General features: G+C 69.8%; 15 protein-coding genes. 3 read left to right on the plus strand and 12 right to left on the minus strand.

The annotated features are described in order from the left end of the window. Window positions 1-60 precede the first annotated feature (60 nt). Entirely contained in the window at window positions 61-801 is a 741-nt protein-coding gene (locus tag F0357_RS18305; RefSeq protein ID WP_153485572.1) for an SDR family oxidoreductase, read from the minus strand. 113 nt (window positions 802-914) lie between these two features. Here F0357_RS18305 and F0357_RS18310 point away from each other — a divergent pair, with 113 nt between their 5' ends. Further along, on the plus strand, window positions 915-1,490 hold the full coding sequence (locus tag F0357_RS18310) for a TetR/AcrR family transcriptional regulator (RefSeq protein WP_153485576.1): 576 nt from the start codon (window positions 915-917) through the stop codon (window positions 1,488-1,490). Between the two features lie 74 nt (window positions 1,491-1,564). Here F0357_RS18310 and F0357_RS18315 read toward each other — a convergent pair whose 3' ends face one another. Both F0357_RS18315 and F0357_RS18320 read right to left on the minus strand, forming a co-directional pair. Continuing rightward, window positions 1,565-2,344 (minus strand): SDR family oxidoreductase, encoded by a 780-nt coding sequence (locus tag F0357_RS18315; RefSeq protein ID WP_153485578.1) that lies wholly within the window; start codon window positions 2,342-2,344, stop codon window positions 1,565-1,567. Continuing rightward, window positions 2,344-2,664, minus strand: a complete 321-nt coding sequence (locus F0357_RS18320) for a nuclear transport factor 2 family protein (RefSeq protein ID WP_153485581.1) — start codon at window positions 2,662-2,664, stop codon at window positions 2,344-2,346. The genes F0357_RS18315 and F0357_RS18320 overlap by 1 nt, the downstream gene beginning before the upstream one ends. 106 nt (window positions 2,665-2,770) lie before the next feature. On the opposite strand from F0357_RS18320, the gene F0357_RS18325 reads away from it, so the two are divergent. Next, window positions 2,771-3,673 (plus strand): LysR family transcriptional regulator, encoded by a 903-nt coding sequence (locus F0357_RS18325; RefSeq protein ID WP_153485584.1) that lies wholly within the window; start codon window positions 2,771-2,773, stop codon window positions 3,671-3,673. A gap of 24 nt (window positions 3,674-3,697) precedes the next feature. Here the strand turns inward: F0357_RS18325 and F0357_RS18330 are convergent, their stop codons facing one another. Beyond that, entirely contained in the window at window positions 3,698-4,597 is a 900-nt protein-coding gene (locus F0357_RS18330; RefSeq protein ID WP_153485586.1) for an AraC family transcriptional regulator, read from the minus strand. Between the two features lie 101 nt (window positions 4,598-4,698). Between F0357_RS18330 and F0357_RS18335 the strand changes: the two genes are divergently transcribed. Next, window positions 4,699-5,442, plus strand: a complete 744-nt coding sequence (locus tag F0357_RS18335) for an SDR family oxidoreductase (protein ID WP_153485589.1) — start codon at window positions 4,699-4,701, stop codon at window positions 5,440-5,442. A 7-nt stretch (window positions 5,443-5,449) separates the two neighbouring features. Here F0357_RS18335 and F0357_RS18340 read toward each other — a convergent pair whose 3' ends face one another. The 8 genes from F0357_RS18340 to F0357_RS18375 all read right to left on the minus strand — a co-directional run bounded on the left by F0357_RS18340 (window position 5,450) and on the right by F0357_RS18375 (window position 15,939). Beyond that, a complete protein-coding gene (locus F0357_RS18340; RefSeq protein ID WP_153485591.1) occupies window positions 5,450-6,295 on the minus strand; it encodes an amidohydrolase family protein in 846 nt (281 codons plus the stop codon). A gap of 25 nt (window positions 6,296-6,320) precedes the next feature. Then, the gene (gene ssuD / locus F0357_RS18345) at window positions 6,321-7,466 is read right to left on the minus strand and encodes an FMNH2-dependent alkanesulfonate monooxygenase (protein ID WP_153485593.1); all 1,146 of its coding nucleotides are present in this window, start codon (window positions 7,464-7,466) and stop codon (window positions 6,321-6,323) included. Window positions 7,467-7,704: 238 nt separating this feature from the next. Next, complete coding sequence (locus F0357_RS18350; RefSeq protein WP_208948422.1) at window positions 7,705-9,240, minus strand: SRPBCC family protein; 1,536 nt, start codon at window positions 9,238-9,240, stop codon at window positions 7,705-7,707. A 2-nt stretch (window positions 9,241-9,242) separates the two neighbouring features. Continuing rightward, window positions 9,243-9,677 carry an SRPBCC family protein gene (locus tag F0357_RS18355; RefSeq protein WP_153485597.1) on the minus strand — a complete coding sequence of 145 codons (435 nt, stop codon included), beginning with the start codon at window positions 9,675-9,677 and terminating at the stop codon, window positions 9,243-9,245. Between the two features lie 160 nt (window positions 9,678-9,837). Beyond that, a complete protein-coding gene (locus F0357_RS18360) occupies window positions 9,838-12,039 on the minus strand; it encodes a flotillin family protein (protein ID WP_153485600.1) in 2,202 nt (733 codons plus the stop codon). Window positions 12,040-12,091: 52 nt separating this feature from the next. Further along, on the minus strand, window positions 12,092-12,922 hold the full coding sequence (locus tag F0357_RS18365) for a phosphoenolpyruvate hydrolase family protein (protein WP_153485602.1): 831 nt from the start codon (window positions 12,920-12,922) through the stop codon (window positions 12,092-12,094). A 1-nt stretch (window position 12,923) separates the two neighbouring features. Further along, complete coding sequence (locus F0357_RS18370) at window positions 12,924-15,161, minus strand: ABC transporter permease (RefSeq protein ID WP_153485604.1); 2,238 nt, start codon at window positions 15,159-15,161, stop codon at window positions 12,924-12,926. Continuing rightward, the gene (locus F0357_RS18375; RefSeq protein WP_312861658.1) at window positions 15,154-15,939 is read right to left on the minus strand and encodes an ABC transporter ATP-binding protein; all 786 of its coding nucleotides are present in this window, start codon (window positions 15,937-15,939) and stop codon (window positions 15,154-15,156) included. Before F0357_RS18375 ends, F0357_RS18370 begins: the two co-directional genes overlap by 8 nt. Window positions 15,940-16,070: the final 131 nt, after the last annotated feature.

The following is a 16,070-nucleotide window of genomic DNA, read 5'->3' on the forward strand; positions in this document are numbered from 1 at the left end:
GCCCGTCGCGATCCGGAGCGGCTGCGAGAGGTGGTGAAACCTCCCGCAGTCGAGAGGTCGTCAGACGGAATAGCCGCCGTCCATCGTCAGGCTGGCACCGGTGGCGAAGGCGGCCTCGTCCCGGGCGAGATAGGACGTGAGCCCGGCGATCTCCTGCGGCTGGCCCATGCGGCCGAGGGGGACGTTCGGCAGGATGAAGTCGACATGCTCCTTCGTCATGTCGGTCGCGATCGGGCCGGGCTGGATGTTGTTGACCGTGATGCCGCGGGAGGCGAGGTCGATGGCGGCCCCCTTCACCAGCGTGGCGACGGCCGCCTTCGTCATCGCGTAGAGGCCTGCGCCGGGAAAGCCGACACGGTCCACGATGTTGCTGCCGATCGTGAGGATCCGGCCGCCCTTGCCGAGCACCGTCGCGGCTTTGCGCAGCGCGGCGAACACGCCGCGAATGTTCACGGCGACGATACGGTCGAAATCTTCGATCGAAATCTGATCGATGGTGCCGAGGCGCAGGATGCCGGCATTGACGACGACGATGTCGAGCCGCCCGAAGCGCTCCAAGGTCAGGTCGAAGGCGCTCTCGACGTCGGCCACATCCGCGCTGTCGGCGCGGAATGCCGCCGCCTCGCCACCGCTGCTCGCCACGCGAGCGGCGAGCGCCGCCGCCTGGTCCGCGGAACTCGCATAGGTGAACGCGACCTTGGCGCCGTCCGCCGCGAGGCGTTCCACGATGGCGGCGCCGATGCCGCGCGAGCCGCCCAGCACCAGGGCGACCTTGCCCTCGTGTTCCCGTTGATTGGTCATGTCCGAAATCCTTTGTAGACCGATTGGTCCAGAACTACATATGAAATGTGGACCGTTCGATCAAGAATGATTTTTGACCTATCAGTCCGTTTGAAATCGGAAAGGAGGGCGGCATGGCCAGGCACATCGAGTTCGACGCGGATGCCGCGCTCTGCGCCGCGATGCGGGCCTTCGGCAATCACGGCTACGAGGGGACCTCCACCTCGGACCTGCTCGATTGCATGGGCATCGCGCGGCAGAGCCTCTACGGCACGTTCGGCGACAAACGCCGCCTCTTCCTCAAGGCGTTGGAGCGATACAACGCCATGAGCGTCGATCATTTCATCGCCCTCCTGGCGGCGGGGCCGGATCGGCTCGGCGGCTTGGAGGCGGCGCTCACGTCGGTGGTCGCCCCGCCGGGTGGCCCTGAGACGGGGTGCCTGAGGCTTGCCTCGATTGCGGAGTTCGGGCACGCCGATCCGGATATCCATGCGATCAACGAGGCCGCCGCGCGCGTCCTCCTGAAGGCCATCGCGAGCCATCTCCGCGACGGCGTCGCCGCCCATGAGATCGCCGACGTCGATGTCGACGACGCAGCGCATTTCCTGCTGACCTTCGCGTCCGGCCTCAAGGTCGCCGCGCGCGCGGGCGACGATCCGGGTCGCCTGCGGTCCGCCATCCAAATGGCCCTGCGTTTGTTGCGTCCCTGAAGGGCCGCGACGCCTCGGTTCGGACGTCGAGGCCGTATTCTCGGGCCGCTTTCCCGCAGGACCGCCGGCTGCGATCAAGCCGTCGGCACCGTGCCGCCGTCGATCACGATTTCCGTGCCGGTGATGCTCGCGGCGCGATCGGACACTACGAAGGCGACGAGGTCCGCAACCTCCTGCGGCTTCGCGGGGCGGCCGAGCGGGATTCCCCCGAGCGAGGCCATGATGATCCGCTTGCCGCCCTCGTAGTCCGTGCCGGCCTGCGTCGCGAGACGCTTGGCGAACTCCACCGACGCCTCGGTCTCGATCCAACCCGGTGCAACACGCACCACCCGCACGCCTTTCGGGGCGACCTCTTTGGAGAGGCTTTTGCTGTAGGTCGAGAGCGCTGCCTTTGCGGCGGCGTAAGCGGTGGTCGCTTCCGGCAGCGGGAGTTGGTGCTGGATCGACGTGACGTGGACGACCACGCCGCTTCCTCTCGACACCATGCCGGGCACCAGCGCGCGGTCGAGGCGGACGGCGGGCATCAGGTTGTGATCCAGTTCCGCCGCCCATTCCGCCTCGCCGAGTGCCGCGAAGCCTCCGGCCGGCGAAGAGGAGCCCCCCAGCATGTGAACGAGGATGTCGACCCCGCCGAGGCGATCCTGCACCGCATTCGTCACGAGGGCACACCCCTCGACGGTCGTCAGGTCGGCCGCGACGAAGATCGCGGGCGGCATCGTGCTCGGGGTGGATCGGGCGGCCGTGAGCACGGTGGCGCCGAGGTCGGCAAGCAGCGCGACCGTCGCGGCTCCCGCGCCCCGGGTTCCAGAGGTGACGAGCGCGCGTTTGCCGGAGAGATCGATGAAGCCGGTCATCAGCGGATCTCCAGCCGGGTGATGCGCTCGTCGGCGAGCGCGAAACGAAAGTCGAGGGTGATCGGGCTGCCGGGAAAGCGGCCGCTGACGCGGCAACGAACGGTCACGGCGTCGGCGCCGCCGTGGGCCTCCAGGACGTCCGTCGTCTGCTGATATTTCTCCCGTGCACCCGTCCACCAGGCGCGGATCGCGGCGTGGCCCACATGGCTCGCGGCCTCGTCATCTACGGTCGCGTCGTCGGCGAACGACGCGACGAGCGCGTCAGCGTCGTCTCCCGTCTCCGTCGCGAAGAACGCGGCTATCGGCTTGGGCATGTCCATTTTCATCTCCTCGATCTCGCACGGGTGCGATCGAGGAGAGGTAGGCAAGATAGATTGCTGTGATAATCGAGATAATACGAAATGGAGAAATGAGAGAAATCGAACAATGGCGGATGTCAGCCTGAGCGAGATGGAAGCGGCCCTCGCCATCGCCCGGCGCGGGACGTTCCGCGCCGCGGCGGTGGATTGTGGCGTATCCCCGGCCGCGCTCAGCCACCAGGTGGCGAAGCTGGAGGCATCGCTCGGGGTTCGCTTGTTTCATCGCACCACCCGCAGCGTCTCGTTGACCGAGGCAGGGCGGTTGTTCGTCGAACGTCTTGCGCCGGCGCTGCGCGACGTTCAGGACGGCGTGGAAGCGGTGAAGGCACAGAGCGGTAGCCCGAGCGGGACCATCCGGATCAATGCGGCGATCACGGCCGCGCGCGAGTTCCTCGAGCCCCTCGCGTTGGCCTTTCTGCGCCGTCACCCCTCGATGCAGCTCGATCTCGTCACGGACGGCCGGCTCGTCGATATCGTCGCGGAGGGTTTCGATTTCGGCGTCCGTGTCGCCGGTCTGGTGCCGAGCGACATGATCGCGGTGCCGCTCGGGCTCCCGCAGCGCTATGCGGTGGTGGCGTCGCCGGCTTATCTCGCCGAGCGGGGGACACCGCGCACGCCGGCCGATCTCCTCGGCCACGATTGCATCCGCGTGCGCCTGCCCGGAGGAACGCTCTTTAGCTGGCACTTCGAGCGTGACGGCGACGTCGTCAACGTCGATGTCCAGGGCCGGGTGACGCTCGACGAAGGCACGCTCGCCCGTTCGGCGGCGCGTGAGGGCATGGGCCTCGCTTATCTTCATGCGTTTGGGATCGGCGGCGATGTCGCCGCGGGAACGCTGGTCCCGGTGCTCGCGGACTGGATGCCGCCCGCCGAAGATCTCTGCCTTTATTATCCGGGGCGCCGGCACCTCTCCGCGGCAATGAGTGCGTTCATAGCGCTCGCTCGCGCCCGCGCACGGGGCATCGCCTAGCTTCGTTGCGCGGGGCGCGGCGCGTCACGAGGGTTCGCGCGCGTAGAGCGTCGGCGGCAGGCCGACGTGCCGGCTGAAGGCGACGCTGAAGGCGCTCGCCGAGCCGTATCCGACCCGTGCCGCGATCTCCGCGACGGAGCCGGCGCGCCGTCGCAGGAGGCTCTTCGCCAGCGCCATCCGCCACGTCAGAAGATACTCCATCGGCGCGACGCCGACGCTGCGGCTGAACCGCTCGAAGAAGGCGGAGCGGGAGAGCGCCGCCGCGGCCGCGAGGTCTCCGACCGTCCAGGCGCGCGCCGGATCGCCATGCATCAGCCGGATCGCCGAGGCGAGCCGTGGGTCCGAGAGCCCGCTCAGAAGACCCGGCGCGGCACCGGTCGCCTCGGTCGAGCGCAGCGCCTCGATGAGCAGCACTTCGAGAAGGCGGGCGAGCACGATCTCGCGGACCGGCCGCTGGGCACGTGCCTCGTCGGCGACGAGGCGGACGAGCGTGGCGAGCCGCGCCTGCGACCGCACGTGCACGAGCGCCGGCAGGAGCGGCACCAGCAACGCCGCATCCGGCGAGCCGAACGCGCAATAGCCGACCAGCATGCGCAGATCGGGCGGCTCGTCCGACGGGCCGATGCGAAATGTCCCGTCGGGGAGCGCCACGGGCAGGCTGTCGGGGGCGTCCGCCGGCGGCGGCGCGAGGCTCGACGAGACGAAATCCTGCGCCGCCGGGATGAGGACGAAGTCGCCGGCCTGGAGAACGATCGGTTCGTGACCATCGACTTCGAGCCGGCTGCCGCCTTCGAGGATCGCACAATAGAACGGTCGGCCGGCCTCGGCGCGGCGGATGCGCCACGCGCCCGTAGCGGCGACCGTCTTGGAGAACGGCGCCTGCGGCTGGAGTAGCGTCACGATATCGGCGAGCGGGTCCGACATGTCGGACTCCTGCGAATGAAAGGCGGACGTCTGATTATAGAGCGTCCGGGCTCGCAGGACTATCTTCTCGTCGAAGCCATCGCGGCTCAGGGAGCCTTTCCATGAAGACGATATTCATCACCGGTTGCTCGTCCGGGTTCGGCCTCGAAACGGCCCGTCTCTTCCTCGATCGCGGCTGGAAGGTCGTCGCCACTATGCGGACCCCGCGGGCGGATCTGCTGCCGGACTCGGACCGGCTCGCGATCGTCCCGCTCGACGTCACCGACGTCGACAGCATCGCGAAGGCGATCGCGGCGGCCGGGGATATCGACGTCCTCGTCAACAATGCCGGGATCGGTTGGCTCAACGCGCTCGAGGGGACGCCGATGGCGGTCGCCCGCGACGTGTTCGAAACGAACACGCTCGGCACCATCGCGGTGACGCAGGCGGTGCTGCCGCACTTCCGTGCCCGCAAGGCGGGTGTCGTCATCAACGTGACCTCGACCGTCACGTTGAAATCGCTGCCGCTGCTCTCGGTCTATACGGCGAGCAAGGCGGCGGTGAACGCCTTCACGGAGTCGCTCGCCCTCGAACTCGCCCCCTTCGGGATCCGTGCCCATCTGGTGCTGCCCGGCCGCGCGCCGGAGACCCGCTTCGGCGAGAACGCCCGGGCCCGCATGGGCGATGGGTTTCCGGAGGCCTATCAGGACCAAGTGCAGGCCGTCTTCGCCTCTTGGGGCGAGCCGGGCGAGCTCACCCAATCGGCCGACGTCGCGGCGGCGATCTGGCGGGTCGCGACCGACCCGTCCGCCCCGGCACGGGTGCCCGCCGGAGCGGATGCGGTGGCGCTCGCCGCAGCCGCCTGAGCCGCCCTTACAGGCTGAGCAGGCGCACCGCGTTGGTGTGAAACACCTTTTCGAGAACGTCGTCGCGGAAGCCCGCGGCGGCGTAATCGTCGATCGACTGGCGGATCGGGCGGAACGGATAGGACGAGCCGAACAGGAACTGGTCGGCGAGGAAGCTGTTCGCCGCCTTCACATAGGCGTCCTCGCCCGGCTGGAAGAGGTACATGTCCGGGATCAGGTGGACGTTGGCGTGGCGGAAGGCGACGCCGATGATCTCCTGCACCCGCGGCCAGTAGCCGTGATAGACGGCGATCTGGAGCCGCGGGAAGGCGGCCGCCACCACCGCGACCCCCGACGGATCGTTGAAGCGCGGGTCGGGCGTCGTCGGACCGCTCATCAGGAAGAGCGGCACGCCGAGCTCCTGCAGGCGCTCGTAGATCGGCCAATAGAGCCGGTCGTCCGGATGACGCGGCGGCGCGCCGAAGCCCGGCTCGATGTCGATGCCCTTGAGCCCCAGCGTGCCGACGGCACGCTCGATCTCCTCGATCGCCGCCCGTTCGCCCTGGAGGGCCGGATCGACGGAGCCGATGCCGATCAGCTCGGCGTGCCCGCCGACGATCTCGTGGATGCGGTCGTTGGGCAGGTGCTGCGACGGCGTATGGCGCCCGACCACGACGGCCCGGGAGAGACCGGCGTCGCGGATCTCGGCGAGAAAGCCCTCCGGCGTCAGCGACCGGGTGAAATGGGCATCGTCGCCGCGGGTGCCGACGCGGCGGTTGAGCCACCGGGCGGTCTCGAATTCCGGGCTGCCGGGCGTCGCCCCGAAGAAGTCGTGCAGGAAGGCCGGCCGGCAGCGCAGGTCGATGATCGTCATGTCGGTCTCGTCGAACTCGGTGGGGTCAGCTCGCGCTGGCGGCGGTGCGGGTGGCGCGGATGTCGAAGGCGCCGCCGGTCTGGGCGGTGTCGCGCAGGGTCACCGGCTTCTTGCCTTCGATCAGCGGGAAGGCGAGCTCGGCGAAGCGGATCGCCTCCTCGAGGTGGGGATAGCCCGAGAGCACGAAGGTCTCGACCCCGAGGGCGGCGTACTCGTTGAGGCGCTCCACCACCTGTTCCGGCGAGCCGACCAGCGCCGTGCCGGCGCCGCCGCGCACGAGCCCGACGCCCGCCCACAGATTGGGGGCGACGACGAGGCGGTCGCGCCGGCCCTGGTGGAGGGCCGTCATCTTGGCCTGCCCGACGGAATCCATGCGGGCATAATTGTCGCTCGCCCGGGCGATGTCCTCGTCGGTGATCTTGCTGATGAGCCGGTCCGCCTCGGCCCAGGCCTCGGCCTCGGTCTCGCGCACGATGACGTGGAGGCGGACGCCGAAGCGCACGGTGCGGCCGTGGCGCGCGGCGCGGGCGCGCACGTCGGCGATCTTCGCGGCGACGTCGTCGAGTGGCTCGCCCCAGGTCAGGTAGGCGTCGACGTGCTTCGCCGCGAGCTCGTGGGCGGCCGGGGAGGAGCCGCCGAAATAGAGCGGCGGCCAGGGCTTCTGCACCGGCGGGTGAAAGTTCTGTGCGCCTTCGACGTGCACGTGGCGCCCGGCATAATCGACCGTCTCGCCGGAGAGCAGGCGCTTCCAGACCGTCAGATATTCGTCTGCCGCCTCGTAGCGCTGGTCGTGGGAGAGGAACACGCCATCGGCGGCGAGTTCGCGCGGATCGCCGCCCGGCACGACGTTGAGGAGCAGGCGGCCACCGAGCGCCTCGTCGAGCGCCGCCGCCTGGCGGGCGCCGACGGTCGGGCCGGTGATCGACGTGCGCAGCGCGACGAGGAGCTTGATGCGCTGGGTGACCGTGACCAGCGAGGCGGCGGTGACCCACGGATCGGTGCAACTCGCGCCGGTCGGAATGAGCAGCCCGTCGTAGCCGAGCCGGTCCGCCGTCTCTGCGATCTGCCGCATATAGGCGTTCGACGGGGCGCGGCCGAAATCGGATTTGCCGAGATAGCGCGTGTCGCCGGATGTCGGCAGGAACCAGAAGACGTCGTAAGCCACAATCATTCCCCTTCGAATGGCGTCGCCGCAGCGAGCGTCGGGCGAGGACCCCGCGCTGGACAGGATGGCGGGTGCCGCGAGCACAACGCCGCCGCACCGGGCGCCGTGTTCCATTCGAGGGATAATCCTCCGGATGGAGAGTTGTCTAGTTTGTTTATAGAAAAATATACCCGCAACGCATCACAAATGCCCCGGCCCACGCATCGGCGGTTCTACGCCGGACCCGCCGCGCGCACCGGTGGCGTCAGGGGATAAGGATCGTCGAGCCGATGGTGCGACGCGCTTCGAGGTCCTCGTGCGCGGCGGCGGCTTCGGCGAGCGGCCGGCGGGTCGGGGCGATGGGTGCGAGGTCGCCGGACCGAAGGGCTTCGAACAGCCGCTCGGCCATCGCCCGCAGCCGGTCGGGGGAGCGGATGAAGTGGCCGATGTCGGGCTGCGAGAGCGTGACACCGCGGCGGGCGAGGGCGTCGAGGTTTCGCGTACCGATCGCGCCGCCGGTGCGGCCGAACACGACGAGGTGGCCGCCGGGGGCGAGCGCCGCGAGCGAGCGCTCGAAGGTTTCCGCGCCGATCGGATCGTAGACGACGTCGGCGCCGCGTCCGCCGGTGACGGCGACGACTTCCGCCTCGAGATCGTCGTCGTACAGAATCGGGTGTTCGCATCCCGCCGCGGCGGCGGCCCGGGCTTTGTCGGGCGTCGAGACCGTACCGACGACACGGCCGCCGAGGGCGGCGATCCATTGGCAGAGCAGCATCCCGACGCCGCCCGCGGCCGAATGGACGACGGCGACGTGACCCGGACGGATGGGGAAGACCTGATGGACGAGGATGTCGGCCATCAGTCCCTTGAGGAAGGTCGCGGCGGCGATGTCCTCCGGAATGTCGCGGGGCAGGCGGACGACGGCCTCGGCCGGCAGCGTGCGCACGCCGGTGTAGGAACCCGGCCGCGGACCCGCGTAGACGACCCGGTCGCCGGCCGCGAAGTCCCGCACGCCGGGGCCGATGTCGAGGACCGTGCCGGCCGCCTCCATGCCGGGGATGCCGGGCGGCGTCAGCAGGGCGAAGCGGCCGTCGCGCGTGAACACGTCGACCATATTGACGCCGATCGCGCTCTGGCGGAGGCGGATCTCGCCGGGACCCGGCGGCGGCACGACCACCTGACTCAAGCCCATGACCTCCGGGCCGCCATGGCGATCGATCACGATCGCCTCGGTCCGCAGCGCACCGGGTTCGGCGGAGGGCACAGCCTCTGGCGCAGCGAGGCGGATCGGCGGCACAGGGGGTGGAGGAGAGGGCGGCTGTCGTGTGGCGGAGGATGCGGCCGCGGCGTTGCGGGAACCGGTGCGGCTGAAGTGCCGCCGGAGCGCCGCGAGCCCGGCGGCGTAGACGTCCTCGGCGACCATCCGTTCGAGCGCTGCCGCCCGCGCCGCCGGCGGGTCGAACTCGGACGTCCAGAAGACGACGGCGCTGTCGTCCTCGGTGACGGGCTTCACCTCCATCGTCGCCACATAGCCGACGAGCGGGACCGGCGCTTCGAGAATGCAATAGGTGAAGCGCCGGCCCGCGTCGGAATGGGCGAGGAGCTGTTCGCGAAGAAAGGCGCCGTCCACGAGCCGGAAGGCCCGGACCGCGCCGACGGCGTCGCCGCTCGCGCCGTCCTCGAGGCGGCTCTCGGCGACGGCGGGATGCCAGTCCGCGTGGCCGTTGAAATCGCGCACCAGCCGCCAGACTTCCTCCGCCGAGGCCGGAATGACGGCGCTGCGCGACACGCGAACCCGCATTGTCAGGCGAACCTCGCCTTCAGCGCCTGGAGCCCGGCGAGAAAGACGCCCTGGCCGATGCCCTCGATGAGGGCGGCCTCTCGTCCGGGTTCGCATTCGAACTCGGCGCTCCATTCGGCGAAGGTGCGGTCGCCGTCTGTCACCGGGGTCAGCTTCAGGGTGGCGATGTAGTTCGTCACGCCGAGCGGGCTCTCGAGGATCGTGTAGACCTGCGTGCAGTCGAAGTCCGACAGGGCGAGCAGGCGCTCGCGGATGAGACCGCCGTCCTTCAGGTGGAAATAGCGGATGCACCCGACCTCGGCCGCGTCACGCCCCTGCTCGATGCGGCTGTCGGCGACGAACGGGGTCCACTCGGGCAGCCCGTTGAAGTCGCGCACCACCGGCCAGACCCGACCGACCGGCGCATCGATCACGACCGAAACATAGATCTTAGGCATGGATCGCTCCCTTGATGTTGATTGTTCGTTGGGGATGCCGATGAGGGAGGAGGGGCGAGGCGCGACCCCACCCGCTTCACGCAGAACCGGGTGGAATCACAGGGATGAGCGTCGTCCGCGGCTCGGAGAATCGGCGCCGGCTATGCCCGCACGACGCGTCTCACCGATCGCGGTCGTCGTCGCGGTTCGCACGGTCCGCCTTGTCGTGGCCGTTCGCCTTCTCGCGGTTGCGGGTCAGGCTGTCGATGTCCTTGGCGTCACGCAGCACGTCGGTCATACGACCGATCGAGCCGCCCTCGATGCCGACCTCCTTCATCAGGCTGTCGATCATCGGCGCCTGCACGCGGTAGCGCAAGGCGCTGTCGATCACCTCGTCGGTGACGTTCTTGGACCCGCCGCCGCCGCCGCCGCCCAAGCCCTCGACATGAAGGATCTTGATGGCGTCGATCTTCTCCATCGGCTTGACGCTCTCGCGCACGATGCCCTCGATCTTGTCGAGGAGCGCTTGGCGGATACGGCCGGCGCGGGCGGCATCCGAGAGCAGGTTGTCGGCTTCGTTCGCCTGGCGGGCGCCGGCGGCTTCCACCTCGAGGTGACGCGCCGCGGCCTCGGCGCGGATCAGCACGGCGTCGGCCTCGCCGCGGGCGGCGATGCGCTGGGCCTCGGCGAACCCGTCGGCGGCGTCCTTCTCCGCCACGGCCTTCGTGGTCAGGCGCAGACGCTCGCGCTCGGCCTCTCGGGTGGCGGCGATGAGCTCGACCGCCTTGCGCCGTTCGGCGATCTCGCGCTCCCGCACGGTCATGGATTGCTCTTCGGCGAGCACCGCCTTGGCGCGGGCGGCCTCGGCATCGGCGATGGCCTCCGAGCGGGCCTTGGAGCGGGTGGCGATCTCGATCGCCTTTTCGATCTCGGCCGTCTCGAGCACCTTGTCCTTCTCGATCTCCAATTGGCGGATGTCGCGGTCGCGCACGGTGCGGGCCTCGGCGAGGCCGCGCTCGGTGGTGATGCGGGCGCGCTCCACCTCTTCGCCGGCCGCGATCTCCGCCTCTTCGAAGGCCTGACGGCGGGCGATCTCGAGATGTTCGAGCTGGCGTTCCCGCTCGACCCGCGCCTCGTCCACCTTCTTCTCGACCGCGACGCGCTCCCGTTCGAGATCGGCCTTGGTGAGGACATCGATCCGGCGCGCCTCGGTCTCGGCCTGGGTGACCTCCACGGCCTTGCGGGCGAGGGCGATCGCGTGCTCGCGTTCGGCGATGGCGACCGCCGTGCGCCGCGCGACGTCGAGCGCCTCCTGGTCGCGGGCGCGGTTGATGCGCTCCGTTTCGAGGGCGAGTTCGAGGGCGATCTCTTCCCGCTCGATCTGCTCGCGGGTCTTGAGCTGCGCCTCCTCGATGGCCGCACGGCGGGCGATCTCGCGCTTGGAGATCTCCTCCTCGCTGAGGATGCGGGTTTCCGCGAGTGCCTGCTCCTGGGCGATGCGGATCTTCTCCGTCGCCTCGGCCGCGGTCATGCGGGCTTCCTCGGCCTGAAGTTCGAGCGCCGCGCGCTCGCGGGTCAACTCGGTCCGCTGGAGGGCGCGGCGCAGCTCGATCTCCCGCTCCTGGTCTAGCCGGGCATATTCGTTCTCACGGTCGATTTCGAGCACGCGGCGGTCGGATTCGAGGTTCTGGGTGCGGATCTCGACCATCGTCTGCTGTTCGATGAGATTGCGCGCCTTGCGCCGTTCCTCGATCGTCTGCGTCAGCTTGGTCAGACCCTCGGCGTCGAAGGCGTTCGAGGGATCGAAGAATTCGAGCCGCGTCTGGTCGACGTCGACGAGGGCGACGTTCTCGAGTTCGAGCCCGTTCATGGCGAGGGCGTCGCGCGAGAGTTCGTGGACGCGGGCCATGAAGGCGACGCGTTGCTCGTGGATCTCTTCGAGCGTCATCTCCGCCGCCGCGGTGCGCAGCGCCCCGGCGAACTTGCCCTCGAAGAGATCGCGGATGCCCTCCGGCTGGAGCGCACGCCGCCCGAGCGTCTGGGCCGCGATCGAGACGGCCTCCCGGGCCGGTGCGACGCGGAGGAAGAATTCCGCGATGAGGTCGATGCGCATGCGGTCGCGGGTGATGAGCGCGGTGGTCTGCCCGCGCCGCACCTCGATCCGCATCACCTGCATGTTGACCGGCGTGATCTCGTGCAGCACCGGAATGACGAAGGCGCCGCCAGCGACCACCACCCGTTCGCCACCGAAGCCGGTGCGGACGAAGGCCGTCTCCTTGGTCGAACGCCGATAGAGCCAGCGCAGCAGATAGACCGCGATCACGACCAGGATCGCGATGACGATCAGCCAGAGGATGGCCGTCCCGAGGATTGCAGCCGACATCGTTTCCTCCTCCCGCCGACCGCGCGCAGGGCGCGCGGGCCGGCCGTCTTCTTCAGTGTGTGATCGCCTTGAAGCGGCGCGTTTGGTCCGTCAGAGCCCGTTCGACCGGCAGCCGCTCCATAGAGCTCGCGCCGTAGAAGCCGTGGCAATTGCGTGTCTCGCGCAGCACGAAGGCGGCATCGTCCGGCTCGGCGACCGGGCCGCCGTGAACGAGCACGATGATGTCCGGATTGACCTTCAGCGCCGCCTCGGCCCAGCGGTCGACGAGGGCGGGGCAATCGGCGAGCGTCAGCGCGGTTTCCGCACCGATCGAGCCGCCGGTCGTGAGCCCCAGATGGCAGACCACGATGTCCGCGCCGGCCTTCGCCATCGCCGTGGCGTCGTCCTCGTTGAAGACATAGGGCGTCGTCAGCAGGTCCTTGGAGCGGGCGAGGCGGATCATGTCCACCTCGAGCCCATAGCCCATGCCGGTCTCTTCCAGATTGGCGCGGAAGGTGCCGTCGATGAGCCCGACGGTCGGGAAGTTCTGCACGCCGGAGAACCCCATCGCCTTGAGACGATCGAGGAAGGGGTCGAAGCTCACGAACGGATCGGTGCCGTTGACGCCGGCGAGCACCGGTGTCCGCTTGACCACCGGCAGCACCTCCGCCGCCATCTCGACGACGATCTCGTTGGCGTTGCCGTAGGCGAGCAGGCCCGCGAGGGACCCGCGCCCCGCCATGCGATAGCGGCCGGAATTGTAGATGACGATGAGGTCGATGCCACCGGCCTCCTCGCATTTCGCCGAGAGACCGGTACCGGCTCCGCCGCCGACGATCGGTTCGCGCCGGCGCACCATGTCGCGGAATTTTTCCAGAAGGGTGGTGCGTTCGAAGCGAGGCATGTCAGGCTCTCTTGCGCAGGGGAGCGGCGATCTCGCGGAACGCACCGACGAGTGCCGCGGAAAAGGCCGGGTCGTTGAGGGCGGCGGGCACCCGGATCAGACGGCGCTGCCCGGTCTCGACCAGCGTCGCTTCCAGCGCCTCGACGAGGGCTCGGTCGGCGGCCGGATCGTGGAAGGGGCCGCCGGGGACGTCGAGGAGCGACACGCCGCCCTCGGGGATCAGGAAGCGGACCGGGCCTCGCATCTGGTTGAGTCGTTCGCCGATGAAGCGCCCCGCCGCGGCATTCTCTTCCGGCGTCGTCCGCATCAGGGTCACGTTCGGATTGTGGATGACGAAGCGACGGCTCGCGAAGCGGCTCGGCACCGTGTCCCGCGGGCCGAAATTCACCATGTCGAGGGCACCGAGCGAGCCGACATAGGGGATCGGATGGCGGATGAAGGCGCCGAAGCGGTCCTCCGTCGCCGCGAACACACCGCCGACCAGGAGGTCGGCGACCTCGGTCGTCGTCACGTCGATCGCGCCGGCGAGGAGACCGGACTCGGCGAGCGCCTCCATCGAGCGTCCGCCGGTGCCGGTGGCGTGGAAGACGAGGCAGTCATAATCGTCGGACAGCGCGGCCTGGACCGCCTGAACGCACGGCGTCGTCACCCCGAACATGGTGATGCCGATCGCCGGCCGTGCGCCGGCCGCCTGCGCCGTCCGCTGCGCCGCGCTCGGCAACTGCGCGATCATGCCGGCCAGCGCGTGGGCGCCGTTCTTCAGGATCGTCTCGGTGATCCGGTTGAGGCCCTGCACGTCGGCGACGGAATGGACCATCGCGATGTCGGCGGCGCCGACATAACGGCCGACCTCGCCGGAGGCGACGGTGGAGATCATCACCTTCGGAATGCCGACCGGCAGGCGGCGCATGCCGGCGGTGGCGAGCGAGGTGCCCCCCGAGCCGCCCGCCGAAATGATGCCGCCGATGTCGCGCTGACGCACGATCCAGCGCTCGAAGGCGACCGCCATCGCCTCGACCGAGCGGCCGCGGTCGTCGCCGAACACGGCGCTCGAGCCCAGGGGATGGCAGGAGGCGACCTCGCGCGGCGTCACGTCGGTCGCCGACGGCTTGCCGGAGGTCGAGAGATCGACCGTCCGGGTGCGGATGCCGACGGCCCGCAGCGCCTCGGCGACGAACTTGAGTTCGCGTCCCTTGGTGTCGAACGTGCCGACGACGAGCGCGGTGCGGCCGAAGCGCTCGGCCGCCGGCACCGCGAAGACCGTCGACGCCTCGGCATCGGCCGCGGGCCGTTCCGGAGCCGCCGCTGTCCGCACGCCGCGGCCGAGCTCGGCGTCGGAGAGCGCCCAGCGGTTCGGCAGGCTGGTGGCGCGCCAGGCCGGGGCCGGCTCGTCGGCGCGGCGATCCGAGCCGCGCACGATGCGGAACACCTCCGCGACGCGCTCGGCCGTGCCGTCGGGGCCCGCCGGCTCGGGCGCCGTCTCCGGCTCGTCCGCATGCCGGCCGACGCCGAGCAAGCGCTGTTGCAGATCGCGGTCGGCGGCGAGTTCGCGGGCCGGCAGCATCCGGGCGATGCGGCCGTTGATCATGATCCCGACCGTCTCGGCGACGCGGGTCGCGACGCCGATATTCTGCTCGATGACGAGCACCGCGATCTCGCCTTCCTCGGCGAGGGCGACGAGCATCGCCTCGACCTGCTCGACGATCACCGGAGCGAGGCCCTCGGTCGGCTCGTCCATCACGAGCAGACGCGGGTTGCCGAGCAGCGCGCGGCCGATCGCCAGCATCTGCTGTTCGCCGCCGGAGAGCTGCGCGCCGCCGTTGCCGCGCCGTTCCGCGAGGCGGGGGAAGGTGGCGTAGACCCGGTCGACGGTCCAGGCGGCCTCGCGGCCCCCGCGGGCGGCGAGGCGCAGGTGTTCGTCCACGCTGAGACTCGGCCAGACGCGGCGGCCCTGGGGCACGTAGCCGACGCCGAGCCGCGAGATCTCGTGCGCCTCGGCCGCGACGATCTCGCGGCCCGCGACCTGGATCGAACCGGAGCGCGCCCGCTTCAGGCCGGTGATGGTGTTGCAGAGCGTCGTCTTCCCCATGCCGTTGCGGCCGACGATGGAGATGATTCCGTGCTCGAGCGTGAGGTCGACGCCCTGGATGGCATGGCTTTCGCCGTAATAGACCTGGAGGTCGCGGATGCGCAGGATGGCCTTGCCCTTGGCGGCGGGCTGGCGGTCGAACTCAGCCATGGCCGCCTCCGAGATAGATCTCTTGCACCTCGGGGTCGCCCTCGATCTCGTCGGGGGTGCCTTCCTTGAAGATGCGGCCGTTGTGCATCATGGTCACGCGCTCGGAGACGCGCAGCGCGACGTCGAGGTCGTGCTCGATGATGACGTAGCCGATGTGGGCGGGCAGCGAGCGCAGGATGGCGACGAGGTCGCGCCGCTCGGTCGGCGAGAGGCCGGCGGCGGGCTCGTCGAACAGAATGAAGCGCGGCGCGCCGGCGAGGGCGAGGGCGATTTCGAGCTGCCGCTGCTGGCCGTGGCTCAGTTCGGCGACGCGGCGCTGCGCGACCTCGTCGAGCTTCACCGCATGCAGGATGCGCTCCGCCTGATGCATGGTGGCGTCGTCGCGGCCGGGGCGCAGCAGCGAGAAGCGCCGCCGCGAGACGCCCCGACAGGCGAGATAGACGTTGTCGAGGACCGAGAGCCCGCCGAACAGAAGCGAGATCTGGTAGGTCCGGCGCAGACCCCGCCGGATGCGCTCATAGGCGGGGAACCGCGTCACGTCTTCGCCGAAGAAGCGGATGGTGCCCGAAGTCGGCGGAAAGTCCCCGGTGATGCAATTGAACAGGGTCGTCTTGCCGGCGCCGTTGGAGCCGAGGACGGCGCGCTTCTCGCCGGCGCGCACCTTGAGATGGATGCCGGACAGCGCCGTCAGCGCGCCGAACTGCCGGCCGACGCCGTCGAGTTCCAGCGCGAAGGCGCCGGACTCGGAGAGATCTGCTGTGCGGGCGGGCTCGGCCACGACGGATACCTCGGCGAGGGCTATATCGGATCGGCGAGGCGGCGCGGTACGCCGCCTCGCGGGAGCGGATCGGGGAGGATGGGCCGCGGCGCCCGCCCTCCCGTCACCGGCGTTGCGTCAGGCCGGTCGCT

The organism is Segnochrobactrum spirostomi (genome assembly GCF_009600605.1).
Lineage (GTDB): Bacteria > Pseudomonadota > Alphaproteobacteria > Rhizobiales > Segnochrobactraceae > Segnochrobactrum > Segnochrobactrum spirostomi.